Source organism: Roseovarius sp. (genome assembly GCF_965277045.1).
Lineage (GTDB): Bacteria > Pseudomonadota > Alphaproteobacteria > Rhodobacterales > Rhodobacteraceae > Roseovarius.
In genome coordinates this window covers 4,040,281-4,064,761 of sequence record NZ_OZ255712.1, presented here as the reverse complement: position 1 = coordinate 4,064,761, position 24,481 = coordinate 4,040,281, and the positions used below count along the sequence as shown (strand labels likewise).

Genomic DNA, 24,481 nt, shown 5'->3' with positions numbered 1-24,481 from the left:
CGTGAGCTATCTCGAATATACCGTCAAGCACACACCCTCCGGTGTTCGAAAGGTGCTTTACCTCAACTGGCCGCTGGCGCTTTTGCTGACGGCCGTTGCCGCCATCGGCATCCTGATGCTCTATTCGGTGGCCGGCGGATCGTTCAATCCCTGGGCCGAGCCGCAGGCGAAACGCTATGCGCTCGGGTTCGCGGTGATGTTCTTCGTGGCGATGGTGCCGATCTGGTTCTGGCGCAACATGTCCGTGCTGGCCTACGCGATATCGGTTCTCCTGCTCGTCGGAGTGGAGCTCGTGGGCGTCGAGGGCAAGGGCGCGCAACGCTGGATCGATCTTGGATTCATGCGCCTGCAACCATCGGAACTGATGAAAGTCACGCTGGTGATGCTGCTGGCCGCATATTACGACTGGCTGCCGATAAAAAAGACCTCGCGCCCGCTCTGGGTGTTGCTGCCGGTCATCCTGATCCTCATACCCGTGGCGCTGGTGTTGCGTCAGCCCGACCTTGGCACCTCGATCCTGCTCATCACCGGCGGGGGGCTGATCATGTTTCTCGCGGGCGTACACTGGGCCTATTTCGCGGTTGTCCTCACCGCGATCGGCGGGCTTGTAACGGCGGTCTTCAACAGCCGCGGCACCGACTGGCAGTTGCTGGCCGACTACCAGTACCGCCGTATCGACACGTTCCTCGACCCGGCCTCGGATCCACTGGGCGCAGGCTACCACATCACCCAGTCCAAGATCGCGCTCGGATCCGGCGGCTGGACGGGGCGCGGCTTCATGCAAGGCACGCAATCGCGCCTGAACTTCTTGCCCGAAAAGCACACCGACTTCATCTTCACAACGCTGGCCGAAGAATTCGGCTTTGTCGGCGCGGTGTCCTTGCTTGCGCTTTATGCGCTGATCATCGTCTTTTGCGTCGCGTCCGCACTGGCCAACCGCGATCGGTTCTCGTCACTCCTGACGCTTGGCGTCGCGGTGACGTTCTTTCTGTTCTTCGCGGTCAACATGTCGATGGTCATGGGACTGGCTCCCGTGGTCGGCGTACCGCTTCCCCTGGTCAGCTACGGTGGCTCGGCCATGCTCATCCTGATGCTGGGCTTCGGCCTGGTGCAGAGTGCCCACATCCACAGACCCCGGTAGGTTTCATGTCTCTCAACATTCTCTTCGCCGCCCGGCCCGAACGCTGGGCGGAATACGAAACACCCCTGCGCACAGCATTCGAGGCGGTGGGTCTCAAGGACTATAACCTGTCGATGGAAATCCCCCCGGAGCAGGTGGACTACATCGTCTACGCGCCGAATTCCACGGTACGGGACTTCACGCCCTACACGCGCACCAAGGGTGTTTTGAACCTGTGGGCCGGTGTTGAAGAGATCACCGGCAACAAGACCCTGACGCAGCCGCTGACCCGTATGGTCGACGACGGGCTGGAACGGGGCATGGTCGAATGGGTCACCGGACATACGCTGAGGCATCACCTTGGTATGGACGAACACATACTGGGGCAGGATGGCACCTGGCGCAACGAGACGCCGCCCCTCGCCAAGGATCGCCCCGTCACCATCCTGGGCCTCGGGGCGCTGGGGCGCGCATGCGCGGAAACGCTCGCGCATCTGGGCTTTCCGGTCACCGGCTGGTCACGCAGCCGAAAGGAAATCCCGGGGATCACTTGCCTCTCAGGGGACGACGGCTTCGCTCGGGCGCTGGAGACCGCACAGATTGTCGTGCTGCTGGTGCCCTATACCCCGCAAACCGAGAACCTCATCGATGCCGCCGCTTTGTCCAGGATGCCAGCCGGCGGATTTCTCATCAACCCCGGCCGCGGGCCTTTGATCGACGACGATGCGCTGATTGCGGCTCTCGACTCCGGGCATATTGCCCATGCCACGCTGGACGTCTTCCGCACCGAGCCTTTGCCGCCCGAGGATCCCTACTGGGCCCATCCCCGCGTCACCGTCACGCCTCATATCGCTTCTGAAACCCGCGCTGACACCGCCGCGGAGGTAATTGCCGAGAATATCCGCCGCGGCGAAGCGGGTGAGCCGTTCTTGCACCTCGTCGACCGCGACCTCGGCTATTGAGAACCGGCCTTACGCAATAACGAGACGGGGGTAAGAAGCGCCTCGGAATTTTCTGAAAATTCCGTGCCGTTTTCTTTGAAAGAAAACGCCCCGCTTATTTCAGTTTCGGAGGTTTTTCCGGGTCGGTCCCAGGCGCCGGACGGACGGTCTCTTCGGGCTTTGGCAGATCGAAACGCAATCCGACCAAGGCCATACGCGCCGCCGCCGGGTCGGTGCTGCGAAAGAACCCCACGTCCAGAAGCGCCGCCTCGAGCCCGGAAAGCGCCAGAACGTCCGACACGGCGCGCGCGATGGCGGTATCGGCCCCCGGCACCGCATCCACGACGCCCAGCAAATGTCCCGAAGTGCCGTTCTCGTAGGTCACGCCAACAAGATAAGCCAGCTCCGCCAGCCCGCCCGCCGCGGCCAGTCGCGCATCCAGCGCCGTGATCAATTCTTCGGGCAGGCCCTTCGGCGGATGAAACGACTGCGGTTGCGCTTCCACCTCTTCCGGCCCCTCGGACAGTGTTTCGGCCAACCAGACCATCGCCGCATTCGGCAACAGGGCCGCCTGTGGACCTGCCTCCAGGTTCAGGCCCAGCCCCAGCCCCGCCTCGGCCAGCATCTCGGCTACGGCGCGGCCGGACAGGGCGACGTAATGCGCCGCATCTCCGGCAAACCCGGACAGGCGCTCCTCGGTGTCGAAGGCCAGTACGAAAGTCTGCCCCTCCACCTCGAAGGCCTGCGGCACGACATCGTCCTCCTGCGCCTCCGCTTCCAGCAGCAGGAACACCTCTGCCGCAGCCAGCGTCTGGTAATAGCGCAGGCGCGCGGCCTCGTCGCCTGCCTCCATCGCCGCATGGGCCCGATCCAAACGTGTCGTCTCAGTCATCCAGTGCACGCCTCACTTCAGTCCGCAGGGCCGGCAGCACATCCGCCTCGAACCACGGGTGTTTCTTCAGCCAGCCGGTATTGCGCCACGACGGGTGCGGCAAGGGGAAAACCCCGGGCGCATGATCCCGCCAGTTGCGCACCGTTTCTGTCACCGATCCCTTCGCACCCAGATGATAGCGATGCGAATAGCCGCCCACGATCACCCGAAGCTGCACGTCGCCCAGTGCCGCCATGACCCGGTCATGCCATGTCCGACCGCAGATCGCGGGCGGTGGCAGGTCCGACCCCTTGGCATCATATCCCGGGAAACAGAACGCCATCGGGATAATTGCAACTCGATTCTTGTCATAGAATTCCTCCGACGACATGCCCAACCAATCGCGCAACCTGTCACCAGACGGGTCGTCGAAGGGCCTACCGGACTTGTGCACCCTTATCCCCGGCGCCTGTCCTGCGATCAGGATGCGCGCGCCGGGCCGGAACCAGACCACCGGGCGGGGCTCGTGCGCAGTCTGTGTCGCGGCAAAACGCTCGGCGCAGATGCGGCAGGCCCGGATCTCCTCCGGCAGTCCATCAGGCAAGCGTGACCCCCGCGTCGCGCATGTCCTTCAGCGCCAGTTCGAATGAGCCGTCGAGGTCGATTCCCCGGCAGAGATCGCGCAGCACCGTCACCGGATAGCCCAACCTTGCGGCATCCACGGCCGAATAATTCACGCAAAAATCCGTCGCCAGCCCCACCATCACAAGCTCGGTGATCCCCCGGCTGCGCAGATAGCCATGCAATCCGGTGGGCGTTTCGTGGTCATTCTCGTAGAACGCCGAGTAACTGTCGACCGCCGGGTTGAAGCCCTTGCGCACGATCATGTCAGCATGATCGGTCGCAAGGTCAGGGTGGAATTCCGCCCCGCGCGAGCCCTGAACGCAATGGTCCGGCCAAAGCACCTGGGGCCCGTAGGGCATCTCGATCATGTCGAACGGCGCCTTGCCTTCGTGGCTCGAAGCGAATGAAGAATGCCCTGCGGGATGCCAATCCTGGGTCAGCACAACGGCGGAGGCATCTTGCATGATCGTGTTGATCCCCGCCACGATGTGGTCTCCTCCCTCGACGGCCAATGCCCCGCCGGGACAGAAATCGTTTTGCATGTCGATCACGATCAGGCCTTTGGGCATGAGTCTCTCCTGTTGGTGGCTGTCGGCGGTTCGCGCGGACCCTGAAGCAGTCGCGGGGAGAGGTCAATGTCAGCCCGATGGCTGTGCGAAAATGCAGAGAAATCCTGCGAGAGTTTCTGTTTCCTTAATTCGCCAACCGATTATGTATGCAACCAAAGGAGACATGACATGACCAAGACACTGAATTTCGCAACGATCAGCGGATCGCTTCGCAAGGGAAGTCACAGCACATCCGTGGCCGAGACACTGCAAGAGCTGGTGCCCGAGGGTGTGACCGTCACCCGGCACGACATTGCCGATATCCCGCTTTACAACGAGGATATCAAGGATGGCGACACCTCTCCGCAGGCGGTCCGTGACCTGGCCGAGAAACTGGCCGCTGCGGACGCCATCGTCGTGGTGTCCCCGGAATATAACCGCGGCACCTCTGGCGTTCTGAAGAACACCATCGACTGGATGTCGAAGGAACCCAACGCTCCCTTCTCGGGCAAGCCCACGCTGATCATCACGCAGTCGCCCGGGGCCACGGCGGGCCTCACCGCGCATTACGACCTGCGCCAGGTTCTATCGGTCATCAATGCGAACGTTCAGGCCGGATTCGAGATCGCCATCGGCGGCTCGGCGGGTAAGATCGAGGACGGCAAACTTGCTCACGCAGACACGCGCGAATTCATCGCCAAGCAGCTGAAGCGTCTGACCGAGACCGCAAAGGGCTGACCGCGCAGAGCTTGCCGAACGTCCCCGAAGGGCGTAGATCGCGGCGCATGTATACCATCGCCGCGCTCTACCATTTCACCCGGTTCGACGACCCTGCCGCCATACAGGGTCCATTGCTCGCGTTATGCGAGGCCGAGAAGATTTCCGGCTCTCTGTTGCTGGCTCAAGAAGGCATCAACGGCACCATCGCGGGGCCGCGCGCCGGGATCGATGCGGTGCTTGCCCACATTCAAGGCCTGCCCGGCTGTGGCGATCTGGAGTGGAAGGAAAGTACGGCCGCGTCTCAGCCGTTCCGTCGCCTCAAGGTGCGGCTGAAGAAAGAGATCGTGACGATGGGCCAGCCCGACGTGGATCCGGTCGCACGGGTCGGGCATTACGTCGACCCCGCCGAGTGGAACGAGTTGATCCAGTCGCCCGACGTCGCCGTCATCGACACTCGCAACGATTACGAGGTGGCCATCGGCACGTTCCAAGGCGCCATCGACCCCAAGACCGACAGCTTCCGCGACTTCCCCGCATGGTGGGAGAAAAACAAGCACCGTTTTCACAACAAGCGCATCGCTATGTTCTGCACCGGAGGCATCCGCTGCGAGAAGTCCACCAACTACCTGTTGGGCCAGGGGGTCGATGATGTCTATCACCTCAAGGGTGGCATTCTGAAATACCTTGAAGAGGTTCCCCCCGAAGACAGCACCTGGAACGGCGAATGCTTCGTCTTCGACGGCCGCGTGTCGGTGGGCCATGGCCTCAGGGAAGGACCACATCTTCTGTGCCACGCCTGCCGCCGTCCGATCCTGCCAGAAGACACTAGCCGCTCGGAATACGAACAGGGTGTTTCCTGCCACCTCTGCACGCATGAAACCACAGAGAGGGACAAAGAGCGCTTTCGCGAACGCCAGAAACAGATGGCCTTGGCCGAAGCCCGTGGAACGACCCATATCAAGGTCGTCCACGAGGACGAAACTTGACCGGCCCTGCCCGCTCGGACAGGCTCGGCGCAGCATAGAAGAGCGACCTCCATGACGGACACTCCGACCCCCACCGATATCGCGCGTGACGTGCTCACCATCGAACGCGATGCGCTCGACCTGATGCGTGACACGCTGCCCGACGACTTCGACGCCGTGGTCGAGTGCCTGCTGAAGGTGCCGGGCCGCGTCATCGTCTCGGGCATGGGCAAATCCGGCCACGTCGCGGCAAAGATTGCCGCCACCTTCGCCTCCACCGGCACGCCGGCGCAATACGTCCATCCGGGCGAGGCCAGCCACGGCGATCTTGGCATGGTGACTGCGCAGGACGCCGTGATCCTGATCTCCAATTCCGGTGAGACCCGCGAATTGGCGGACATCATCGCCCATTGCGCGCGCTTCTCGATCCCGCTCGTAGCGCTCACCAAGAAATCCGACAGCGCATTGGCGCGACAGGCCGATCACGTGCTGACATTGCCCGACGCGCCAGAGGCTTGCGGCATCGGCATGGCGCCAACGACGTCGACCACCTGCACCATGGCGATGGGCGACGCGCTGGCCGTCGCAATGATGAAACTACGTGGCTTCGAGCGTGAGAACTTCCTCGCCTTCCATCCCGGCGGCACACTGGGTGCGCAATTGCTTAAGGTCTCGGCAGTGATGCACACGGGCGACGAACTGCCCCTGGTGACCGCAGACACCCCCATGGGCGAAGCGCTGGTGGAAATGACCCGCAAGAGCTTTGGCGTCGCCGCCGTCGTCTCGGGGGATCAGCTTCTCGGCATCGTCACCGATGGGGACCTGCGCCGCAACATGGACGGGCTGATGACACGCACGGCAGGCGAAGTCGCCACGAAATCGCCTCTTGTCACCGCGCCGGATACGCTCCTGATAGAGGCGCTCGGGGTGATGAACGCCAACAAACGCACCGTGCTGCTTGTGACCGATACCGAAAACCGCCTTGTCGGCCTCGTCCACATCCACGACGCCCTGCGCGCCGGCGTTGCCTGAGAAAATTCGTACGAATTTTCTCAGGCAAGATTATTCGCAGAATAATCTGGGACGATCCCTCAGGAGCGCGCCACGGCGTCAAGCGCCGCGCGCAGAAGATCCCATTGATCGCTCAGGGGATAATGGTGGTTGCCAATGAACAGCCCGTTGGCATCAATGTCGTCCGCGTTTTTCAACGAGCCATGAATCACGTGATCCATATGCTTCGTGACAACCTCGTTCTTGGCAAAATTCCCCGCCACGACGGGCCGGCATTCCACACCCTGCTGGCCCAGGGCCGCAATCAGGTCGGCGCGTGAGAACCCGGCATCGGGCTGCACCACCATCGAAAACCCGAACCAGCTTGATTGGCCGATCTCCCGCTGGATGCGGATCTGCGGATAGCCCTGCATCAGGCCGCGGAAAGCCTTGGCATTCTTGCGCCGTTCGCCGACGATCATCGGCAGCTTCGCGATCTGCTCCTGCCCAATCGCCCCGCTCATTTCCAGCGGGCGCAGGTTGTAACCCGGCAGCACGAACTTGAAGCTTTCCTCGAACGGGTCGTCACTTTTCTCGCCCGTCACGTGGTTGAATTTCGGCAAATGCCGAGTCCAGCCGTGGCTGCGTACCGACAGCATGATGTGATACAGTTCCTCGTCATCGGTCGCCACAAGCCCGCCTTCCATCGTGGCGATGTGGTGCGAGAAGAAGGACGAATAACTGCCCGCGATGCCGAACGTGCCCGCCTGCCGCCCTTGGAACGTCGCACCGAGGCTTTCGCAATTGTCCTCCATCACCACGATGTCACGCCCGGCGACAACGGCCTCGATCCGGGTGAAATCGTTGGGGTTGCCTAGCAGGTTCACCACCATGATCGCCTTGGTCTCGGGACCGATGGCCGCCTCCAGCGCCTCGAGGTCGTAGTTGAGCGTGTCGGCGTCGATATCCACGAACTTGAGCCGCAGACCGTACTGGTGCAGCGGATAGTACGTGGTCGACCAACTGACCGCGGGCACGATCACCTCTGCCCCGGCAGGAAGGTCGATCTTCGAATGGTACCGCAACGCCGCCACCATCAGCAGGTTCGCCGAAGAGCCCGAATTCACCATCACGGCATGGGCCGATCCCATAGCCGCCGCGAACTGCTCCTCGAAGGCCTTCACCTCCGGCCCCATCGAGAACATGCCCGATTTGACTACCCGGTCGATGGCCGCGTATTCCTTCTCGTCCCAGCTGGTCGTCGCCAACGGGAACCCCTTGGCCTCGCTCATGCTTCCCCCCGTTCCAACAGGTCCTGGAAATGCGCGTAGGTCTGCGCGATCCCCTCGGCCAGCGAGGTCCGTGCCTCCCAGCCAAAATTCTTTTGCGCGCTTACGTCCAGAAGTTTTTGCTTCATGCCGGTGGGGCGCGACAGGTCATGCACGAATGCACCCTCCCAGCCAATCACGCGGGCGGCCTCGGCGTAATACTCGTTGATCGAACAGTCATAGCCCAACCCGATATTCATGCCACCGGGCAGCGCGTCGAACCGCTCGACGGCGGCCCAGACCCCATCCGCCAGATCGCCGGAAAACATGAACTCCCGCCGCGCAGTCCCGTCGCCCCAGATCTCCACCGTGTCGGCGCCACTTTCCTTCGCCTCGTGCACCTTCCGGATGATCGCCGGCACCAAGTGGGAAACCTTAGGGTCGAATTTGTCGTGCAGCCCGTACAAGTTGCACGGGATCAAGGTCTTGTAAGCCAGATCCTCACGCTCCCGGCTGACAAAGGCGCAGAGCCGCGCCACCGCCACCTTGGCAAGCCCGTATCCCTCGTTGGTCGGCTCCAGCTCGCCCTTGCCAAGGCTGTTCTCGTGCAGAGGGTTCGGCGCGTCATGCGGGTACATGCAGCTCGAGCCGAGGTTCAGCAGACGCGGCACGCCGGCGTCGCGCGCGGCCATGACGGTATTGAAGCCCATGTCCATGTTTTCGGTCAGGAACGCCGCGGGGTTCGCCATGTTGGCCTGTATCCCGCCAACACGGCCCGCCGCATGAATAATGATGTCGGGCGCAGTTTCGGCCACAAACGCCACCACCGCCGCCCGGTCCCTCAGGTCCAGCTGAGCACTGGTCGGTGCCACGATCTCATGCGCCGCCGCCCCCGGATGCTCCTGGATGGCGCGGCCCACCATGCCGCGCCCGCCGGTCAGCAGTACCTTCATCCCTGCTCCTGCGCCCGCTTCTGGGCCGCCGCCTCTTCTAGGTCGGCCAGCGCCATCTCCTCGACCAGCGTCTCGAACGGCGTCTCCGGGGTCCAGCCAAGCTGTTGCCGCGCCTTGCTGGCGTCCCCCAGCAAGGTCTCCACCTCGGCGGGACGGAAATAGGCCGGGTCGACCCGCACGATCACGCGGCCGGTCTCGTCGCGGCCCACCTCGTCCACGCCTTCGCCCTCGAAGGACACGCTCATCCCCAGCACATCGGCTGCGCGTCTGACGAATTCACGCACCGAATATTGCTGGCCTGTGGCGATGACGTAATCCTCGGGTTTGTCCTGCTGCAACATCAGGTGCATCATCTTGACGTAATCGCGCGCATGACCCCAGTCGCGCAGCGCATCCATGTTGCCAAGGCGTAACTCGTCCTGAGTGCCCAGCTTGATCCGCGCCAGCGCCCGGGTGATCTTGCGCGTCACGAAGGTTTCGCCGCGAATGGGACTCTCGTGATTGAAGAGGATGCCGTTGCAGGCATAGATGTCATAGGCCTCGCGGTAGTTCACCGTAATCCAGTAGGCGTATAGCTTGGCCACGGCATAGGGGCTGCGCGGATGGAAAGGCGTCGTCTCGCGCTGGGGCGTTTCCTGCACCAGCCCGTAGAGTTCAGATGTCGACGCCTGGTAGAATCGCGTCTTGTCGCCTAGCCCCAGGAACCGGATCGCCTCCAACAGTCGCAACGCGCCCATGGCGTCGGAATTGGCAGTATATTCCGGTTCTTCAAAACTCACCGCCACGTGGCTTTGCGCCGCGAGGTTATATACCTCGTCGGGGCGCACAGCCTGAAGGATGCGCGTCAGCGAGGAACTGTCGGTCATGTCGCCATGATGCAACTGGAACTGCCCTGTCCGGCCAGGCTCGCCTTCGAACAGATGGTCGATCCGGTCGGTGTTGAACAGCGACGTGCGTCGCTTGATGCCATGCACCTCGTAGCCTTCTGCCAGAAGATGCTCCGAAAGATAGGCGCCGTCCTGCCCTGTCACGCCGGTAACCAGTGCTTTCTTCATGGGCCTTGTCCTCGCGGTCTTGTCCGTCGCTTTCCGATAAAGCCTCATGCGGCAAATGAACAGGCCCTACGCCACCGGCAGGGACCGGAATTTGCGCAAGTTCCGGGATAGAAAATGCGCATTTTCTACTCCATTGTCCGCGCGGAAAATATCCCCGCTCAGATGCAGCGCCCCCCGTCGACCTCCATGCAGACGCCAGTGATCATGCTCGCCTCGTCGCTGCACAGAAAGGCCGCGGCGTTGCCCATGTCCTCGGGCGTTGAAAATCGGCCCAGCGGGATCGTGCTCAGGAACTTTGCCCGCATCTCGGGCGTGTCTTCGCCCATGAAGGATTTCAGGAGCGGCGTCTCCCCCGCCACCGGGTTCAGAGCGTTCACCCGGATTCCTTCGGGTGCCAGTTCCACCGCCAGCGCCTTCGTCGCCGTGATCATCCATCCCTTCGAGGCATTGTACCAGTTCAGTTTCGGCCGCGGGCTGACGCCGGCCGTCGAAGCGACGTTCAGAAATACGCCCGAGCCGCGTGCCTTCATCCCCGGCACGAAAGCTTGCGCAGCAAGGTAGACCGACTTGCAGTTGACCGCGAAGACCCGGTCGAATTCATCTTCCGAAACCTCCTCGGCGGGCTGCGGCAGGTGCGTGATTCCGGCATTGTTCACAACGATATCCGGCAGGCCAAACGTCATCTCCGTGGCCAGCGTCATCGCCTTCATGCTGGCCCCATCCGACACGTCCACCGGGCAGGCCGCCGCACCCAATTCCTCGGCCAGCGCCATGGCGCCGGGACCATTGAGGTCGGCGATCATCACCTGGGCCCCTTCGGCCACGAACTTGCGCACGATCCCCGCGCCAAATCCGCTGGCCCCGCCGGTCACCACCGCCGTCTTTCCTTGCAATCGCATCTCGGTCCTCCCTTGCCGCCTGTCTACACATGGCAGCTTGCTTTGGCTCTTGGTTCAACCTGCCTGCCGGATCACGCCGGGCGCGGCACGTTCCAGCCTATGTCCGCGATCCCGGCAAGGCGGCCGAAGCGGGTCAACTCGCGGTCCAGTTTCGCCATTCGTTGCGCGGTCCATTTTACTCCCGGCTCCTGCCAGAACCCGGTTACCTGCATCCAGCCCGGGGCGCGGTCAGCCTTCAACTCCAGCCGTCCGACAAAGCGGTCCCCTTCCAGCAGGGGATAGACATAGTAGCCCCAGACGCGCTGATCCTTGGGCACGAACATCTCGTTGCGATAGGCAAAGCCGAACAAACGCTCCAGCCGCACCCGGTCGCGGATTGCCGGATCGAACGGGTTGAGCAGCCGCAGGTGCGACGACACCCCCTCCGCCGCTGCCAGACGCGTCTCGATATCCGCCACGCCCCAGGCCGACCGCCAGATTCCGTCCGCGCCTTCGACCTCCAGCGGTACGAGGTCGCGCCGCTCCGACCATGCCTTGGCCTCGCGCGCATCCATCGCGTCCCAGAACCGCTGCACCTCACCCACAGTGGCCATGCCCAGCCGATCCAGCGCGGCATCGCACAGCCAGTCGGCGGCCATCTCCTCGCCCGGGCACTGGCGCAGGGCTGCGGGGAACACGCGCTCGCCAAGATCGTAGAATTTCACGAAGTTCTCACGGTGGCTGGTTGCCAGCTCTCCCGCGTACCACATCTGGTCGAGCGCCTTTTTATGAGGCGGCCGCGCCCACATCTCGCGGCTTTCCGCTTTTGTGTCGAACGCATGGGTCGAAAGCGCTCCTTCCTGAGCGATGCGCTCGCGGATGCGCCGGATATCGTCTTGGGCCAACCCGGAGCGATACCACTCCGCGCGCGATACCTTCGCCCCCAGGCGCCGGAACTGCCGCTGCCAGTAGGGAAGCACTTCCATCGGAAGCAACGAGGCATCGTGCGTGAAATGCTCGAAAAGCTGTCGGTTCCTAAGAAGCGGCCACAAGATGCGCTCGCGGTAGTTCCGGTTCCGGCTCCATAAGATGTGATGATGTGCCCGCGTGACATTCCTGATCGTGTCGAGTTGCACGAATCCCAACTGCCGGATCGTCTTCATCACATCGATGGCGCCAGAGGGATTGTCGGCCAGCCCGTTGGCATGAAGCCACAGCCGGCGTGCGGCCCGATTCCCGATGCGCAGCGGCGCGCTCAAGGGCGGCTCATGTAGACCAGCGTATCGCTCAGGGCGCGGCCTTCGAACTGCAGGACCGTGTTCATGAAAAGCCGTCCGATGGCGCAGGCCTCGGTCGTGCTGGCCTGGTCAAGGTTGATCATCGCCTGCATCAGATCACCGGCGCGGTCGGTCGCCATGATGCTGCGCGTCATGCTGGCCTGAAGTCGCTCTTCGACCCGACGTGCTGCGACCTCGCTCAAGCGCACCGGCTGACGCCGCGCACCAATGCGGGCCGCCTGTGCCTGGATGCGGTAGTATTTTTCCAGCGCGTCCGTATTCAGGCGGGCGGCCACGCGAGACGTCAGTTCGGCAAACCGCGCCGGGCGCATGCGGTTGCTTACCGCCATACCACACTGCCGGATTGTAAGTGTCTCCATGATCTTGCGTTCAACGGTATAATAGAACTTCAGGTCCCGGGTCGGCAGGTGGCCGAGCCCGCGTTCGATCAGAGGCCACATCAGGCCGTCCGAAACGCGCACGGCTGTCGGATCCTCGAACGCGGCAATGACCTGATCGGCGACGTATCCGGCGATGACCGGGTCGCGATACAACAATTCGGCCTGCGTCACTGCCAAATCCAGGTTGTCGCCGCGAAATCCCAACAAGCGAAGGTCCTCGCGGATCGGCGCGATGTCGGGCAATTGCCCCAACAGTCGGATGACCTCCTGACGTTCCGCCCGGGTGTCGCGGTCCTGGGCAAGAGCAACCCCGGTGCCTGCCAGGATCAGCCAGGCGAGAACTGCAACAAAACGCAAGAGACGTCTCCTATCCGTGGCGGCAGAGCAAACGCGGGGCGCGCTCCGCATCTCCGCAAGGTCAACCTAAGGATTCTCGTACGGTTTGAAAGCCCCTTCCCGACCTGCCCGCTCCGAAACGCCTTGCGGCACCTGTTTCTCGCAATGCAAATCACCGGGAATTCAGCGTGTTTCCTTCGGACCTTACCCGCTGGATTCAGCTTCACATACCTGTTAGCTACTTTCGCACCGAGCACATTTCCGGAGCGTCCCATGAGCGCAACAAGCCGTAAATCAGCGCCACTTCCCGACGACATCCGCGCTATGAAAGGTGCCACGCCGATCGTGTCGCTGACCGCCTATACCACGCCCATGGCCGAACTGATGGATGCACATTGCGATTTCGTGCTGGTCGGCGACAGCGTGGGCATGGTGCTGCATGGCCTTCCGAACACGCTGGGCGTCACGATGGAGATGATGATCCTGCACGGTCAGGCCGTGGCACGGGGTCTCAAGACCGCCATGCTGGTCGTCGACATGCCATTCGGGTCGTACGAGGAAAGCCCGGCTCAGGCTTTTCGAAACGCATCGCGGCTCATGGCAGAGACCGGCTGTGCGGCGGTCAAGCTCGAAGGCGGTGCTCACATCGCCGACACCATCGCCTTTCTGGTGGCGCGTGGCGTGCCGGTCATGGCCCATATCGGCCTTACGCCGCAATCCATCAACACGCTGGGCGGCTATCGGGTGCAAGGCCGCGACGAAGGGGCAGGCAAGGTTCTGAGAGACGCGCGTGCGATCGCCGAGGCGGGCGCTTTTTCGGTCGTTCTCGAGAAACTGCCCGCCCCACTCTCGGATGAAATCACCCGCGAGATAGGCATACCCACGATCGGGATCGGTGCCTCGGCCGGGTGCGACGGGCAAATCCTCGTGCATTACGACATGCTGGGGCTCTTCACCGCGTTCAAGCCCAAATTCGTCAAGCGCTACGCGCATCTAGGCGAAGAGGCGGAACGGGCCATCGCCACCTACGCCGAAGAGGTCCGCGCCCGCGCCTTTCCCGGCGAGGAGCACGTATATTCAGACAAGGCACCGAACACGTGACTGCGCCTATCCTGCGAAGCCTGCCTGACCTGCGGACGATGACCGCCCCTTGGCTGCGGGCCGGCGCGCGCATCGGCGTCGTGCCGACCATGGGCGCGCTTCACGACGGTCACCTGTCGCTTGTGGCGGCCGCAAAGCGCGACTGCGACCATGTGATCGTGACGATTTTCGTTAATCCAAAGCAGTTCAACAATCCCGAAGACCTTGCCAACTATCCCCGTACCGAGGATGACGACGCGCGAAAGCTCGCGCGTTTCGAGGTCGACGCATTGTGGGTGCCGGATGGCGACCAGATGTACCCCGGCGGTTTCGCCACGAACGTGTCGGTGTCCGGCCTGACCGATGTGATGGACGGTGCACACAGGCCCGGCCATTTCGACGGTGTGGCCACGGTGGTGACGAAACTCTTCACGCAGACCCGCGCCACCGATGCCTATTTCGGTGAAAAGGATTTTCAGCAGTTACTCGTCGTGCGCCGACTTGCCGCCGATCTGGATCTCGGCGTCACCGTCCACGGTTGCCCCACGATCCGCGACATTGACGGGTTGGCGCTCAGTTCACGGAACCTGCTTTTGTCCGATCGCGCGCGCACGATCGCGCCGCGACTGCACGAGGAAATGGAAGAGATTGCTACGGGCCTCGCCCATGGCGAAGCCCTCGCCCCGCTTCGGGAGCGTGCCATAGACCGCCTGCTCACGGCGGGTTTCACCAAGGTCGATTACCTTGACCTGCGGTCCCAAAGCGATCTGCGCAGTGTCACCGACACCGCGCAGCCTGCTCGCCTGTTCGCCGCCGCCTATCTCGCGGGGGTTCGGCTGATCGACAATATCGCCGTCTGAAGCTGATAGAGGCGTCAGAACTGGTTCGGGTTGCCCGACACGACGGTGCCCGTTCCGTCGGCGGTGTCACCGTTCATCCAGGTGACGGACTCTCCATCGATCGCGACACCCCAGCAGTTTTCCTCTTCGCCGTAGTCAAAGCACATCTGATCGTCCTCAACGCGCCACGCGCCGGTGTAATCGGCCCCCTTGATCGTGCCGTCCGTGTCGTAGAACTCTGTATAGGCAGAGCCGTCTGCCATGTTGCCCTGCACGGTGTTGCCGGAAATCGTTGACGTGATCTCGTCGCCAGACGCCAGTTCACCCGCCCAAAGCGGCGTCGCCGCGAAAGCCGCCACGGCAGCAAATACGAAATGTCTCACATTCGTCCTCCTGATTTCGATATCCGATCAAGATGCGGCGATGCCCGGCCAATTCAAGCCGACACCTGCAGCCCATCTTGGCCCAGATCCCGCGCCCCAGGTCGGCGCGGTGATCATGGGCCGTCGCCAGACAGCAAGCTGTGCAAAGCCAATGCCATAACTTGGGTGCTTTGGACCATATCCTCGATATCGACGTATTCGTCCGGCTTGTGCGCGAGGTCGAGTATCCCAGGCCCATAGGCGATGCAGTTGCTCAGCCGCCCGATCCGGTCGATATGCTTCTGATCATAGGTGCCGGGGCTGACCACATACTCGGCCTCGCGCCGGAATACCGTCTGCACCGCCTCGGCGACGGCCCCCACCACCGGCGCATCGCGCGCGGTCATCGTGGGCTCGACACTATGGATGCCCTTGATCGTGTAATCGAATCCGGCCCGTCCCGCGCGCACGCGCTCCAGCACGTCGCGCACTTCCCGTTCGACTTCGCCGATATCCTCCTCGATCAGGAAGCGCCGGTCGATCACCATGCGGCAGCGATCGGGCACGCAGGGCGACGGCAACCCGGTATAGTCGGCCTCCTGCTCGCGTTCGCCGCCGTGGATCGAGTTTATATTAAGCGTCGACTGCTTGGCGCCCTCGGGCACAACAGGCATGTCCGTGCGTTTCTCCGCCAGCGCCGGGAACAGGCTCGCTTCCATCTCCGCCAGCACGGCGCCCATGTGCCGGACGGCACAATCGCCCAGAAACGGCATCGAGCCATGCGCGATTTCGCCTATCGTCTCGATCTCGGCCCACCAGACGCCCCGGTGGCCAAGACAGATCCGGTCCTTGTTCAACGGCTCGGGAATAATGACATGCTGAACCCGGGAGGGGCTGAAATAGCCCCGCTCCGCGAGGTATGCGACGCCGCCGAAACCGCCCGACTCCTCGTCCGCGGTGCCACTTATCTCGATCGCGCCCGCGTAGTCAGGGCAGACAGCGATGAATGCTTCTGCCGCGACGATGCTGGCTGCGAGCCCGCCTTTCATGTCGCAGGCGCCGCGCCCGTAAATGCGCCCTTCCTTCACCTCGCCACCGAACGGGTCCATCGTCCAGCCATGGCCAACTTCGACCACATCGATATGGCTGTTGAAATGCACGCATTGGCCTGGCGAGTTGCCGTCGCGTCGCGCCACGATGTTCCAGCGCGGATACCGATCGCTGTCGCCAATCGCACCTTCGGCCCGTACAAGTTCGGTCTGAAACCCGGCCTTCAGAAGCCGTCGGTCCAGAAGATCGCAGATTTCGCGGTACTTCGCGCCCGGCGGATTAAGCGTGGGTATGCGGATCAGGTCTTGCGTCAGGCCGTTCAGGTCATCGCGCCGCGCGGCCACTTCGGCCAGGAGCTTTGCCGTCACACCCTCGGTCACGCCCACGCCCTGCTGACGTCACGTCCGAAGGCGTAACCACCTGGATTGCCCGGCAAAATACCGGCCTGCGTCAGGCGGTAAGCGATCACCCGGTGCGACTGGTGCACGATCCTGCCGAACCGGAACTCATCGACGTGAAACCTTCTCACCAGGGGCGCAAGTGCCTTGATCCTGGCAGGACAGACTTGAAAATCCGGCAGTTCGGGCTCGCACCGACACGGTACCTCCCGGTACATTCCGGCCATATTCGGCTGATCGCCAACATCGGCGAGCGTCACACTGGGCTGAGGCATTTGGTCGAACGGCCAAGCAAGATCTGCATCTCGAAAGCCTAGCAATCCGCTCCGGACCTGACAACAGGCGGCGCATCGCGGTCGCCCAGAACCCTGTCGACCAGAGCGGGCAATAAAGCGAAGTGGCTGAACCGGCCTGCCTGGGGGAGGTCGTCAATCGGGGTCTTGCGATACCCCTCGGTGAAAAGCGCGAAAGGCACGCCGGCCGTCCGGGAGGTTTCCGCATCGACTTCGCTGTCGCCGACGAAGATGACCTCCTCTGCGCCGGTTTGTCTGATGGCCCGCAGCAAGGGCGCCGGATCGGGCTTGCGCACCGACAAGGTATCACCGCCGACGATCACGTTGAAGTACCGCGCCAGGTCCAGATGCGCCAGCACTGAAGCCGTCGGCCCCTCGGGCTTGTTGGTGCAAATGCCAAGCGCGACACCGGCGCCAGCCAGGGCGTCGAGGCACGCGGTAACGCCGGGATACGGCTGCGTCAGGTGGACCGCGCCTTCGTAGATGTCAAGAAACTGCTGGAGGACCTGCGCCTGCAACGCGCTATCGTCGTCCAAACCCCGCGCGGCAAGGCATCGCCTGATGAATACTGCCGCGCCGTGGCCGACAAACCCCCGTGCCTCGGACAGGGTGAAAGGCGCAATGCCGTGGCCCTCCAGCACCCGGTTGGCCGCGGCGTGAATATCCGGCGCGCTGTCGATCAAGGTACCGTCCAGATCGAAGATGACCGCCCGCGACCGGCGTCCGGATGTCGATCCCGCCTCAGTCATCATTCAGGACAATCTCACCAAACGCGCGTCCGGGCGTGCCGGGCCGCATTCGAACAAGACGGGAATCCGCCACCGCGGCCTGCCGGTGCCGCACCGCACGGCGATAGACGGGATCACGCAGCATACCGACGAAAGCGTCGACACCTGGATATTCCGCGATGAACGCGATGTCCCAGCCTTCGTCCTGTGGTCCGATCAGTATCATCTCGGGCTGTCCTGCCCATACGATCCGGCCGCCCAGATCGCGGAAAACCGGCGCACTTTCCTGTCCGTAGGCGGCATAAGCCTCCGCCCCGGTCGCGACGGTACCGTCGCCATAATCCGCCTCCTCGCGCAGACGGATCAGGTTGAGCATTTGAACCGGGCCTTCGCGAGCCATGGCCCGAAACGCGGCAAAGCTGTCTCTCGACGGATCAACGTAGTGCGACATCCGGCTCCCTCTCGTGCCGTCACTCTGCCGGGCGCGAACCGGAAAGGAAAGCGGTGCGAGCTCGTCGTCTGCAACCGAACATCCAACACTCGTTTATCAAGAGAGATATTCAGTCATCCGCGGCACCGGGGTGATCCGGAATGCGGCCCTCGGCCGAACTTCATGTCGGTGTTGTAACCCCAACGCACCCACGCTCCCCTCCGGCTGAGTCTGAACAGCCCAATCAGCCTGTGGTATCGCGTAGAAAACCACGTGCCGGGGCGGAACCACTCACGCCCTCAGCATCTCCTCGACCCAAAGCGGAACGACCTCGCTGGCCGGTCCCCGACGATGCTCCACGAAATCGCGCGATGCAGTGGATACCTCTAGGTTCAGTTCAACCGTATGCGCACCCATCCGGCGCGCATGCTGGCCATAGGCCGCCGCCGGGTACACATTGCCCGAGGTCCCGATTGCCGCAAAGATATCGGCATCAGCCAGCGCCGGGTCGATCCGCTCCATCCCGTAGGGTATCTCACCGAACCACACCACGTCCGGTCGGGTCGCCCTTTGCCCGCACTCGGGGCAGGCATCGTCGGGCTGCATGACCTTTGGCGCCGGCCAGCGGTGGCCGCAGGCATGGCACAGGGCGCGGTCGAGCTGCCCATGCATGTGCACCACGTTGCGGCTGCCGGCGGCCTCATGCAGGCCATCCACGTTCTGCGTTATGATCAATACCTCGCTCGCATGGTCCGACTCGAGCAGCGCCAGCGCCTCATGCGCCGCGTTGGGATGCGCCGCAGCGGCCTGCGCACGCCGGGCGTTGTAGAATTCCTGCACCAGGCCCGGATTGCGTGCAAACCCCTCCGGCGTCGCCACATCCTCTATCCGGTGCTGCGCCCACAGCCCGTCCTGATCGCGAAACGTGCCAAGCCCGCTTTCGGCCGAAATGCCCGCGCCCGTCAGGATCACGATTTTGGACATCAGGACGTTGCCTCCGGGTAAACTCTCATTCTTTGCTCAATTTACCTGCTAGCGATAGCTTTGAAACCCTCCGCTTCTGGAATACAGTGACCAATTTTGCGCGGCCGCGCGGCATCGGCCCTCCGAGAAAATTCATACGAATTTTCTGCGCTGAGCACTGCTCTATGCGTTCAAATCTTGACCGCTGGAAGTTTCGTATTTCCTGAAAACACCCTTTGGTAGCTGGAAAAACAGCGGCTGTTTTCGATCATGTCCCTTGTCTGACACGGCCAGAGGGCGCAATCCGAAACGGACAGGAGATTTGCCATGCCGCTTACCTACCTCAAGACCGCCCCCGGCCAACCGCCCCAGACGATGGCCGACGTCACCGATACCGTTCAAATGATGCTGGCCCGCCTCAAGGCCGGCGGCGCGCAAACCGCGCTGGAATACGCGCGGCAACTGGATGGCTGGACCGGTGATATCGCGGTGTCCTCGGCCAGCATCGAAGCCGCGATCGCCCGCGTTCCGAAGGATTTGAAGGAGCATATTCGCTGGGCGCACGACAACATCTCTCGTTTTGCCGCGGCCCAGCGCGCCACGGCCCAGGATATGGAGATCGAGCTGCGCCCCGGCCTGATCGCGGGTCAGCGCCAGATCCCGGTGCAGGCGGCCGGCTGCTACGTGCCGGGCGGGCGCTACACGCATATCGCCTCCGCGCTCATGTCCATCGCCACGGCGCGCGAGGCCGGCGTACCCGACATCACTGCCTGCTCTCCGCCCAACGGCGCAGCGGGCATTCCCGACGCAATGCTTTTCGCGATGCATCTCGCGGGTGCGACGCGCATCCTGTGCATCGGCGGGGTGCAGGGCGTCGCCGCGATGGCCTTCGGCATGTTTGGCGCACCGGCGGCGGATATTCTTGTGGGTCCCGGAAATGCCTTCGTCGCCGAGGCCAAGCGTCAGCTGTTCGGCCCCATCGGCATCGACATGTTCGCGGGCCCCACCGACAGCCTCGTGCTGGCCGATCACACCGCCGATCCGGAGGTCGTTGCCGCCGACCTCGTCAGTCAGGCCGAGCACGGCCATAACAGTCCCGTCTGGCTGGCTACCACGGACCGCGCGATTGCCGACACCGTGCTTGCCCGCGTGCCCGACCTGATCGCTGAACTGCCGGAGCCCAACCGCAGCGCCGCGACACAGGCTTGGGCCGATCTTGCCGAAGTCGTGCTGTGCGACACGCCGGAAGACATGGCGCAGTATGCCGACGCCAAGGCGCCCGAGCACCTGCAGGTTATGGCCGAACACCTCGACTGGTGGCGCTCCCGCCTCACGGCCTACGGTTCGCTTTTCCTTGGGGAGAACACCACCGTCAGCTTTGGCGACAAGGCGTCGGGCCCCAACCACGTGCTGCCGACGTCGGGGGCCGCCCGCTACACTGGCGGCCTTTCGGTGCACAAGTTTCTCAAAACCGTGACCTGGCAGACCGTCTCGGACGACGCTGTTGCCGACCTCGCGCGCGCCACCGCCGCCATCAGTCGCGCCGAACGCATGGAGGGCCACGCCCTGGCCGCCGATAACCGGCTGGACAAACTGGCCGGACCTGCCAAACTCACCGTGAATACCAAAGGATAAGACCCAGATGAACCTTGCAAAGTTTCCACGCGTACGCCTCGCCCACCTTGCCACGCCGCTTGAACACATGCCGCGTCTCAGCGAGGCTCTGGGCGGCCCCGAGATTTGGATCAAGCGGGACGATTGCACGGGGCTGTCCACCGGCGGAAACAAGACCCGCAAGCTGGAATTCCTGATGGCCGAAGCACAGGAACAGGGCGCTGAAATGGTGATGACCCAGGGCGCGACCCAGTCGAACCACGCCCGCCAGACCGCGGCTGCAGCGGCCAAGCTGGGGCTCGCCTGCCACATCCTTCTCGAGGACCGGACCGGCTACAATTACGACAACTACAAGTATAACGGCAACGTTCTCCTGGACCACCTGCACGGCGCAACGATGGAACATCGCGGTCCCGATCTCGACATGAACGCCGAAATGGAAGCGGTGGCTGACAAGTTCCGCGAAGAGGGAAAAAAGGTCTACACCATCCCCGGGGGCGGCTCCAACGCCACCGGCGCGCTTGGATACGTCAACTGCGCCTTCGAGTTGCTGCACCAGTTCGTCACGATGGGCCTGAACGTCGACCACATCGTTCACGCAACAGGTTCGGCGGGCACGCAGGCGGGCCTGATCACGGGTCTCAAGGCGATGAACGCGCAAATCCCGCTCTTGGGGATTGGCGTGCGCGCGCCGAAACCCAAGCAGGAGGAAAACGTCTACAACCTCGCCGTCAAGACGGCCGAGAAGCTGGGCTGCCCCGGTGTCGTCGCACGCGACGACGTGGTCGCAAACACCGATTACGTCGGTCCCGGCTATGGCATCCCCGCCGAAGACACGCTGGAGGCCATCGACCTTTTCGCCCGGACCGAGGCGATCCTGCTCGACCCGGTCTATTCGGCCAAGGGCGCAGCAGGTCTCATCGACCTCTGCCGCAAGGGGCACTTCAAAAAAGGCGAGCGCGTCGTCTTCCTTCACACCGGCGGAGCGATCGGCCTGACAGGCTACAGCCATTGCTTCGACGTGCCGAAATAGGCGCCTGATGAAGCCGGTCGGAATCCTGGGCGGGATGGGGCCGGAAGCCACCATCCTGCTCATGCAAAGGGTCCTTTCCGCAATCCCCGCGCAGGACGACGCCGACCATGTCCCCCTGATCGTACATCAGAACCCGCAGGTGCCGTCCCGGATCAAGGCGCTGATCGACGGCGACGGGCAGGACCCGATGCCAGTTCTGATGTCCATGGCGCAGGATCTAGAACGCGCCGGCGCCCAGGCGCTGGCCATGCCATGCAATACGGCCCACCACTACGCGGTGGCCGTTGCCAATGCCACCAGCCTGCCGTTCCTGAACATGATCGAGCTGACGGCTCGGCATCTTGCCGAAAGCGGCGCGGGAACCGTGGGCATGTTGGCCTCCCCCGCGACGCGCAAGGTGGGCGTATTCGACGCAATATTCGACGCGCATGACCTGAAACCGCTCTGGGCCGATGACGAAGACGACCTTCTCGACATCATTCGCGCGGTGAAAGCCGGGTGCCCTCTGAACACGCTAGCCCCCCACATGGGACGCATCGCGGCAGACATGGCGGAAGAAGGCGCCGATCACCTGCTCATCGCCTGCACCGAACTTTCCCTGATGAACGAGAGCCTGCCGGACGCCATCCCTTATACCGACAGCCTGGACTGCCTGGTGAAGGCGATCGTCGATTTCTCGACAAAGTGAGTCGCCGCCACCACGGCGCTCCAGCACTCAGAAACTGGTCTGTTGACAATCTCTACTTGTATATACATTGTATCCCAAATCGAACAATCGTTTCGCACAACAAACCACTCACGGAACTATCCAGAATGACAGACCTCACGCGCATAACGGGCATTGGCCCGGGCCTTGCCTCAAAAATGATCGCCGCCGGGATACCGGATGCCGAAGCCCTGGCGAAAGCTCACCCTTCGGACATCGTGATCGTGCGCGGTGTCGGCGCCGCCACGGCCCCGGTTCTGATCGCACGTGCAAAACAGATCACGGCACCCATACCCGACCCCGCGTCGCAAACCGACCGCGACGCGGCGGTGGCACGCCCTGCGGCGAAGACCAATCCCGGCAAGAAGAAGCGCCCCAAGTCCGCGGAGCGCAAGGGGAAGGACGACGCGAAAAAAGACGCTCCTTCAAAGGCGGAAAAGAAGGCCAAGAAAGCCGCGAAAAAGTTAAAAGCCAAGGCGGAAAAGAAGGCCAGCGAAACCGGAAAAGCGGCAAGGAAGGCGGCCGATAAAGCCGAAAGGAAGTCCGGCAAAGCCAAATCAAAGGCAAAGGAGGCAGCCAAAAAGCTGAAGCTTCAAGCCAAGGAGATCAAGGCCAAGGCAGACAGGAAGGCCAAGAAAATCAAGAAAAAGGCCGCCAAGTCCAAGGCCTGATCTTGCGGCGCGAACAAAGATCAAGATGCTCAAAAGCTGGATGGTCGACCGATGCGACTTGGGATGGCTCGAACGGACCGCCGGATATACGATTGGGCTGATTGACTGCTAAGCACCGTTGCAAGTGGCCAGTTCGAAATACCGCGGCCGCTATTCAGATCGTTGCCATCTCCTGCGCCCGTTCATCGCCACTACCGATTGCGATAGAAGAACACCAGCTTTTCGGGCTGACCGCTTGGTGGCGGCGGAAAGGGAGCCGCGCTGCGTACCTGGGCCTCTGCTGCGCTGTCTATGCCCGCCGATCCGGAACTGTTGAGAATGCGCACCCAGGCCAGCGACCCGTTCGGATTGATCTGAAAATATACGCGCGCGGAGCCTGTCGCCTGATTGTTTATCCGCGGCCCGCGATTGAGTTGCATCAGGACACGCCCGGCGTAATTGGTCGTACCGGCGTTGCCCTGTCCGCCCGATCCTCCGAAATCGCCCGGCGAAGCGCTGCCAATACGGCCAAGCGCCGTCAGGTCGGTGCCATCGCGCTTGTACGCGGTCAGAGGCGACTCGTAGGTCGGGGTCCGCCGCGCCTGTGCCTGGCGCTGTTCCGGCACACCCAGTTGCTCGGCGGTGGGCCTGGTGCTGGGCGGCCGCAGAGACCTGGTGACCGCCGAGGCTTCCAGGTTCGGTTCCTCCGCCGCGATCACGTTCTCAGGTGCTTCCGGCGTCGGCGCAAGCGCCGCCTCGTCGGTCTCTGGTGTGACCTCCTCGGGTTGCCGCGCCTCCTCGGCTTCAACCGTGTCCTCGACAGGTTCGGACGTGCCCTGCTCGACGCCCTCGGGCGCTTGCGGCTCGGCGTCCGGCGCATCGGGCGCAATCATCGCGATGTCGGATGTGCTCTGATCCTCGCCGCTGTTCTCGGCAACGTCTTCGGACTCCTCTCCGGCGCCTTCGTCCGGGCTTCCGGTTTCGCCCTCGGGGCCGTCCGGGGCCGTCACGTTCTCGGGGCTGTCGGAGGCCACCATCGCATTGGATGTCTGCATCGTGTCCGGTTCGGTCACATCGGGCGGCTCGACCGCTTCGGTCGGCTCCGGCTCCGGTGGCTCCGGCAACGGTTCAGCGAGGTCCTCGAAGGCGCGTCCCGTGTCCGGCACCGGCTGCTCCTGCGGTGCAGATGGCGTGTCTTCGGGGTCGTCAACAATGTCCTGCCAACCAACGCCGACGGCATGCAGGAACAGCGATACGAGGATGGCCACCACGGCCACGGGGATGGATCGTTTGATCATGCCACTATCGAGCCGGCCCTCGCGGATGGCACAGGCCGCTCTGACCGTCGGCTTGGCCTTTCCGGCACGTTTTGAAAGCAAGGCATCTAT

Annotated in this window: 27 protein-coding genes; 11 read left to right on the top strand and 16 right to left on the bottom strand. The window is 63.0% G+C overall.

The window, feature by feature from the left end:
• Position 1: 1 nt before the first annotated feature.
• The gene (gene rodA, locus ACQY4V_RS20285; protein WP_428514876.1) at positions 2–1,141 is read left to right on the top strand and encodes a rod shape-determining protein RodA; all 1,140 of its coding nucleotides are present in this window, start codon (positions 2–4) and stop codon (positions 1,139–1,141) included.
• 5 nt (positions 1,142–1,146) lie between these two features.
• A complete protein-coding gene (locus tag ACQY4V_RS20280; protein WP_428514874.1) occupies positions 1,147–2,082 on the top strand; it encodes a 2-hydroxyacid dehydrogenase in 936 nt (311 codons plus the stop codon).
• Positions 2,083–2,176: 94 nt separating this feature from the next.
• Here ACQY4V_RS20280 and ACQY4V_RS20275 read toward each other — a convergent pair whose 3' ends face one another.
• From ACQY4V_RS20275 to pncA, 3 genes are read right to left on the bottom strand one after another with little or no spacing between them, the layout of a single operon-like run.
• Positions 2,177–2,953, bottom strand: a complete 777-nt coding sequence (locus ACQY4V_RS20275) for an SseB family protein (protein ID WP_428514872.1) — start codon at positions 2,951–2,953, stop codon at positions 2,177–2,179.
• On the bottom strand, positions 2,946–3,536 hold the full coding sequence (locus ACQY4V_RS20270; protein ID WP_428514870.1) for a uracil-DNA glycosylase family protein: 591 nt from the start codon (positions 3,534–3,536) through the stop codon (positions 2,946–2,948). Before ACQY4V_RS20270 ends, ACQY4V_RS20275 begins: the two co-directional genes overlap by 8 nt.
• Positions 3,529–4,125, bottom strand: a complete 597-nt coding sequence (gene pncA / locus ACQY4V_RS20265) for a bifunctional nicotinamidase/pyrazinamidase (protein ID WP_428514868.1) — start codon at positions 4,123–4,125, stop codon at positions 3,529–3,531. The genes ACQY4V_RS20270 and pncA overlap by 8 nt, the downstream gene beginning before the upstream one ends.
• A 168-nt stretch (positions 4,126–4,293) precedes the next feature.
• On the opposite strand from pncA, the gene ACQY4V_RS20260 reads away from it, so the two are divergent.
• From ACQY4V_RS20260 to ACQY4V_RS20250, 3 genes are read left to right on the top strand one after another with little or no spacing between them, the layout of a single operon-like run.
• Entirely contained in the window at positions 4,294–4,842 is a 549-nt protein-coding gene (locus ACQY4V_RS20260; protein WP_428514866.1) for an NADPH-dependent FMN reductase, read from the top strand.
• A 47-nt stretch (positions 4,843–4,889) separates the two neighbouring features.
• Positions 4,890–5,810 (top strand): rhodanese-related sulfurtransferase, encoded by a 921-nt coding sequence (locus tag ACQY4V_RS20255; RefSeq protein ID WP_428514864.1) that lies wholly within the window; start codon positions 4,890–4,892, stop codon positions 5,808–5,810.
• 51 nt (positions 5,811–5,861) lie between these two features.
• Positions 5,862–6,821, top strand: coding sequence for a KpsF/GutQ family sugar-phosphate isomerase (locus tag ACQY4V_RS20250; protein ID WP_428514862.1), 960 nt, complete (start codon positions 5,862–5,864; stop codon positions 6,819–6,821).
• Positions 6,822–6,880: 59 nt separating this feature from the next.
• Here the strand turns inward: ACQY4V_RS20250 and ACQY4V_RS20245 are convergent, their stop codons facing one another.
• The 6 genes from ACQY4V_RS20245 to ACQY4V_RS20220 all read right to left on the bottom strand — a co-directional run bounded on the left by ACQY4V_RS20245 (position 6,881) and on the right by ACQY4V_RS20220 (position 13,019).
• Positions 6,881–8,071 carry a DegT/DnrJ/EryC1/StrS family aminotransferase gene (locus ACQY4V_RS20245; protein ID WP_428514860.1) on the bottom strand — a complete coding sequence of 397 codons (1,191 nt, stop codon included), beginning with the start codon at positions 8,069–8,071 and terminating at the stop codon, positions 6,881–6,883.
• Positions 8,068–9,000, bottom strand: a complete 933-nt coding sequence (locus ACQY4V_RS20240) for a GDP-L-fucose synthase family protein (RefSeq protein WP_428514858.1) — start codon at positions 8,998–9,000, stop codon at positions 8,068–8,070. The genes ACQY4V_RS20245 and ACQY4V_RS20240 overlap by 4 nt, the downstream gene beginning before the upstream one ends.
• Complete coding sequence (gmd, locus tag ACQY4V_RS20235) at positions 8,997–10,055, bottom strand: GDP-mannose 4,6-dehydratase (RefSeq protein ID WP_428514856.1); 1,059 nt, start codon at positions 10,053–10,055, stop codon at positions 8,997–8,999. Before gmd ends, ACQY4V_RS20240 begins: the two co-directional genes overlap by 4 nt.
• A gap of 158 nt (positions 10,056–10,213) precedes the next feature.
• Positions 10,214–10,954, bottom strand: coding sequence for an SDR family oxidoreductase (locus ACQY4V_RS20230; protein WP_428514854.1), 741 nt, complete (start codon positions 10,952–10,954; stop codon positions 10,214–10,216).
• Between the two features lie 71 nt (positions 10,955–11,025).
• On the bottom strand, positions 11,026–12,192 hold the full coding sequence (locus ACQY4V_RS20225; protein ID WP_428514852.1) for a winged helix-turn-helix domain-containing protein: 1,167 nt from the start codon (positions 12,190–12,192) through the stop codon (positions 11,026–11,028).
• Entirely contained in the window at positions 12,189–13,019 is an 831-nt protein-coding gene (locus ACQY4V_RS20220; protein ID WP_428514850.1) for a hypothetical protein, read from the bottom strand. The genes ACQY4V_RS20225 and ACQY4V_RS20220 overlap by 4 nt, the downstream gene beginning before the upstream one ends.
• Positions 13,020–13,220: 201 nt before the next feature.
• On the opposite strand from ACQY4V_RS20220, the gene panB reads away from it, so the two are divergent.
• Together panB and panC are read left to right on the top strand one after the other, a co-directional pair.
• Positions 13,221–14,048 (top strand): 3-methyl-2-oxobutanoate hydroxymethyltransferase, encoded by an 828-nt coding sequence (gene panB / locus ACQY4V_RS20215; protein WP_428514848.1) that lies wholly within the window; start codon positions 13,221–13,223, stop codon positions 14,046–14,048.
• Entirely contained in the window at positions 14,045–14,887 is an 843-nt protein-coding gene (gene panC, locus ACQY4V_RS20210) for a pantoate--beta-alanine ligase (protein WP_428514846.1), read from the top strand. Before panB ends, panC begins: the two co-directional genes overlap by 4 nt.
• Positions 14,888–14,901: 14 nt before the next feature.
• On the opposite strand, the gene ACQY4V_RS20205 is transcribed toward panC, so the two are convergent.
• The 6 genes from ACQY4V_RS20205 to ACQY4V_RS20180 all read right to left on the bottom strand — a co-directional run bounded on the left by ACQY4V_RS20205 (position 14,902) and on the right by ACQY4V_RS20180 (position 19,111).
• Positions 14,902–15,249: a hypothetical protein gene (locus ACQY4V_RS20205; RefSeq protein WP_428514844.1), complete on the bottom strand. Its 348-nt coding sequence runs from the start codon at positions 15,247–15,249 to the stop codon at positions 14,902–14,904.
• Positions 15,250–15,362: 113 nt separating this feature from the next.
• The gene (locus ACQY4V_RS20200; protein ID WP_428514842.1) at positions 15,363–16,658 is read right to left on the bottom strand and encodes an acetylornithine deacetylase/succinyl-diaminopimelate desuccinylase family protein; all 1,296 of its coding nucleotides are present in this window, start codon (positions 16,656–16,658) and stop codon (positions 15,363–15,365) included.
• Positions 16,655–16,936 (bottom strand): hypothetical protein, encoded by a 282-nt coding sequence (locus tag ACQY4V_RS20195; RefSeq protein WP_428514840.1) that lies wholly within the window; start codon positions 16,934–16,936, stop codon positions 16,655–16,657. The genes ACQY4V_RS20200 and ACQY4V_RS20195 overlap by 4 nt, the downstream gene beginning before the upstream one ends.
• 53 nt (positions 16,937–16,989) lie before the next feature.
• Positions 16,990–17,652: a phosphoglycolate phosphatase gene (gene gph / locus ACQY4V_RS20190; protein ID WP_428514838.1), complete on the bottom strand. Its 663-nt coding sequence runs from the start codon at positions 17,650–17,652 to the stop codon at positions 16,990–16,992.
• A gap of 58 nt (positions 17,653–17,710) precedes the next feature.
• Positions 17,711–18,148 (bottom strand): DUF1330 domain-containing protein, encoded by a 438-nt coding sequence (locus ACQY4V_RS20185; protein WP_428514836.1) that lies wholly within the window; start codon positions 18,146–18,148, stop codon positions 17,711–17,713.
• Between the two features lie 270 nt (positions 18,149–18,418).
• A complete protein-coding gene (locus tag ACQY4V_RS20180) occupies positions 18,419–19,111 on the bottom strand; it encodes an NAD-dependent deacylase (protein WP_428514834.1) in 693 nt (230 codons plus the stop codon).
• A gap of 306 nt (positions 19,112–19,417) precedes the next feature.
• On the opposite strand from ACQY4V_RS20180, the gene hisD reads away from it, so the two are divergent.
• The 4 genes from hisD (at position 19,418) to ACQY4V_RS20160 (ending at position 23,114) form a co-directional block, all read left to right on the top strand.
• Positions 19,418–20,725, top strand: a complete 1,308-nt coding sequence (gene hisD / locus ACQY4V_RS20175; RefSeq protein WP_428514832.1) for a histidinol dehydrogenase — start codon at positions 19,418–19,420, stop codon at positions 20,723–20,725.
• A 7-nt stretch (positions 20,726–20,732) separates the two neighbouring features.
• Positions 20,733–21,737: a D-cysteine desulfhydrase gene (locus ACQY4V_RS20170; RefSeq protein ID WP_428514830.1), complete on the top strand. Its 1,005-nt coding sequence runs from the start codon at positions 20,733–20,735 to the stop codon at positions 21,735–21,737.
• A 7-nt stretch (positions 21,738–21,744) separates the two neighbouring features.
• The gene (locus ACQY4V_RS20165; protein WP_428514828.1) at positions 21,745–22,425 is read left to right on the top strand and encodes an aspartate/glutamate racemase family protein; all 681 of its coding nucleotides are present in this window, start codon (positions 21,745–21,747) and stop codon (positions 22,423–22,425) included.
• A gap of 125 nt (positions 22,426–22,550) precedes the next feature.
• Positions 22,551–23,114 carry a helix-hairpin-helix domain-containing protein gene (locus tag ACQY4V_RS20160; RefSeq protein WP_428514826.1) on the top strand — a complete coding sequence of 188 codons (564 nt, stop codon included), beginning with the start codon at positions 22,551–22,553 and terminating at the stop codon, positions 23,112–23,114.
• A gap of 191 nt (positions 23,115–23,305) precedes the next feature.
• Here ACQY4V_RS20160 and ACQY4V_RS20155 read toward each other — a convergent pair whose 3' ends face one another.
• Positions 23,306–24,391 (bottom strand): TonB family protein, encoded by a 1,086-nt coding sequence (locus ACQY4V_RS20155; protein ID WP_428514824.1) that lies wholly within the window; start codon positions 24,389–24,391, stop codon positions 23,306–23,308.
• Between the last annotated feature and the right edge of the window lie 90 nt (positions 24,392–24,481).

What these genes read in the sequence shown, in the direction of transcription:
- ACQY4V_RS20280 (WP_428514874.1), top strand. Translation starts at nt 1,147, where the DNA reads ATGTCTCTCAACATTCTCTTCGCCGCCCGGCCCGAACGCTGGGCGGAA.
- ACQY4V_RS20275 (WP_428514872.1), bottom strand. Translation starts at nt 2,953, where the DNA reads ATGACTGAGACGACACGTTTGGATCGGGCCCATGCGGCGATGGAGGCA.
- pncA (WP_428514868.1), bottom strand. Translation starts at nt 4,125, where the DNA reads ATGCCCAAAGGCCTGATCGTGATCGACATGCAAAACGATTTCTGTCCC.
- ACQY4V_RS20260 (WP_428514866.1), top strand. Translation starts at nt 4,294, where the DNA reads ATGACCAAGACACTGAATTTCGCAACGATCAGCGGATCGCTTCGCAAG.
- ACQY4V_RS20255 (WP_428514864.1), top strand. Translation starts at nt 4,890, where the DNA reads ATGTATACCATCGCCGCGCTCTACCATTTCACCCGGTTCGACGACCCT.
- ACQY4V_RS20250 (WP_428514862.1), top strand. Translation starts at nt 5,862, where the DNA reads ATGACGGACACTCCGACCCCCACCGATATCGCGCGTGACGTGCTCACC.
- ACQY4V_RS20245 (WP_428514860.1), bottom strand. Translation starts at nt 8,071, where the DNA reads ATGAGCGAGGCCAAGGGGTTCCCGTTGGCGACGACCAGCTGGGACGAG.
- ACQY4V_RS20240 (WP_428514858.1), bottom strand. Translation starts at nt 9,000, where the DNA reads ATGAAGGTACTGCTGACCGGCGGGCGCGGCATGGTGGGCCGCGCCATC.
- gmd (WP_428514856.1), bottom strand. Translation starts at nt 10,055, where the DNA reads ATGAAGAAAGCACTGGTTACCGGCGTGACAGGGCAGGACGGCGCCTAT.
- ACQY4V_RS20230 (WP_428514854.1), bottom strand. Translation starts at nt 10,954, where the DNA reads ATGCGATTGCAAGGAAAGACGGCGGTGGTGACCGGCGGGGCCAGCGGA.
- ACQY4V_RS20220 (WP_428514850.1), bottom strand. Translation starts at nt 13,019, where the DNA reads ATGCGGAGCGCGCCCCGCGTTTGCTCTGCCGCCACGGATAGGAGACGT.
- panB (WP_428514848.1), top strand. Translation starts at nt 13,221, where the DNA reads ATGAGCGCAACAAGCCGTAAATCAGCGCCACTTCCCGACGACATCCGC.
- ACQY4V_RS20185 (WP_428514836.1), bottom strand. Translation starts at nt 18,148, where the DNA reads ATGTCGCACTACGTTGATCCGTCGAGAGACAGCTTTGCCGCGTTTCGG.
- ACQY4V_RS20180 (WP_428514834.1), bottom strand. Translation starts at nt 19,111, where the DNA reads ATGTCCAAAATCGTGATCCTGACGGGCGCGGGCATTTCGGCCGAAAGC.
- hisD (WP_428514832.1), top strand. Translation starts at nt 19,418, where the DNA reads ATGCCGCTTACCTACCTCAAGACCGCCCCCGGCCAACCGCCCCAGACG.
- ACQY4V_RS20170 (WP_428514830.1), top strand. Translation starts at nt 20,733, where the DNA reads ATGAACCTTGCAAAGTTTCCACGCGTACGCCTCGCCCACCTTGCCACG.
- ACQY4V_RS20165 (WP_428514828.1), top strand. Translation starts at nt 21,745, where the DNA reads ATGAAGCCGGTCGGAATCCTGGGCGGGATGGGGCCGGAAGCCACCATC.
- ACQY4V_RS20160 (WP_428514826.1), top strand. Translation starts at nt 22,551, where the DNA reads ATGACAGACCTCACGCGCATAACGGGCATTGGCCCGGGCCTTGCCTCA.
- ACQY4V_RS20155 (WP_428514824.1), bottom strand. Translation starts at nt 24,391, where the DNA reads ATGATCAAACGATCCATCCCCGTGGCCGTGGTGGCCATCCTCGTATCG.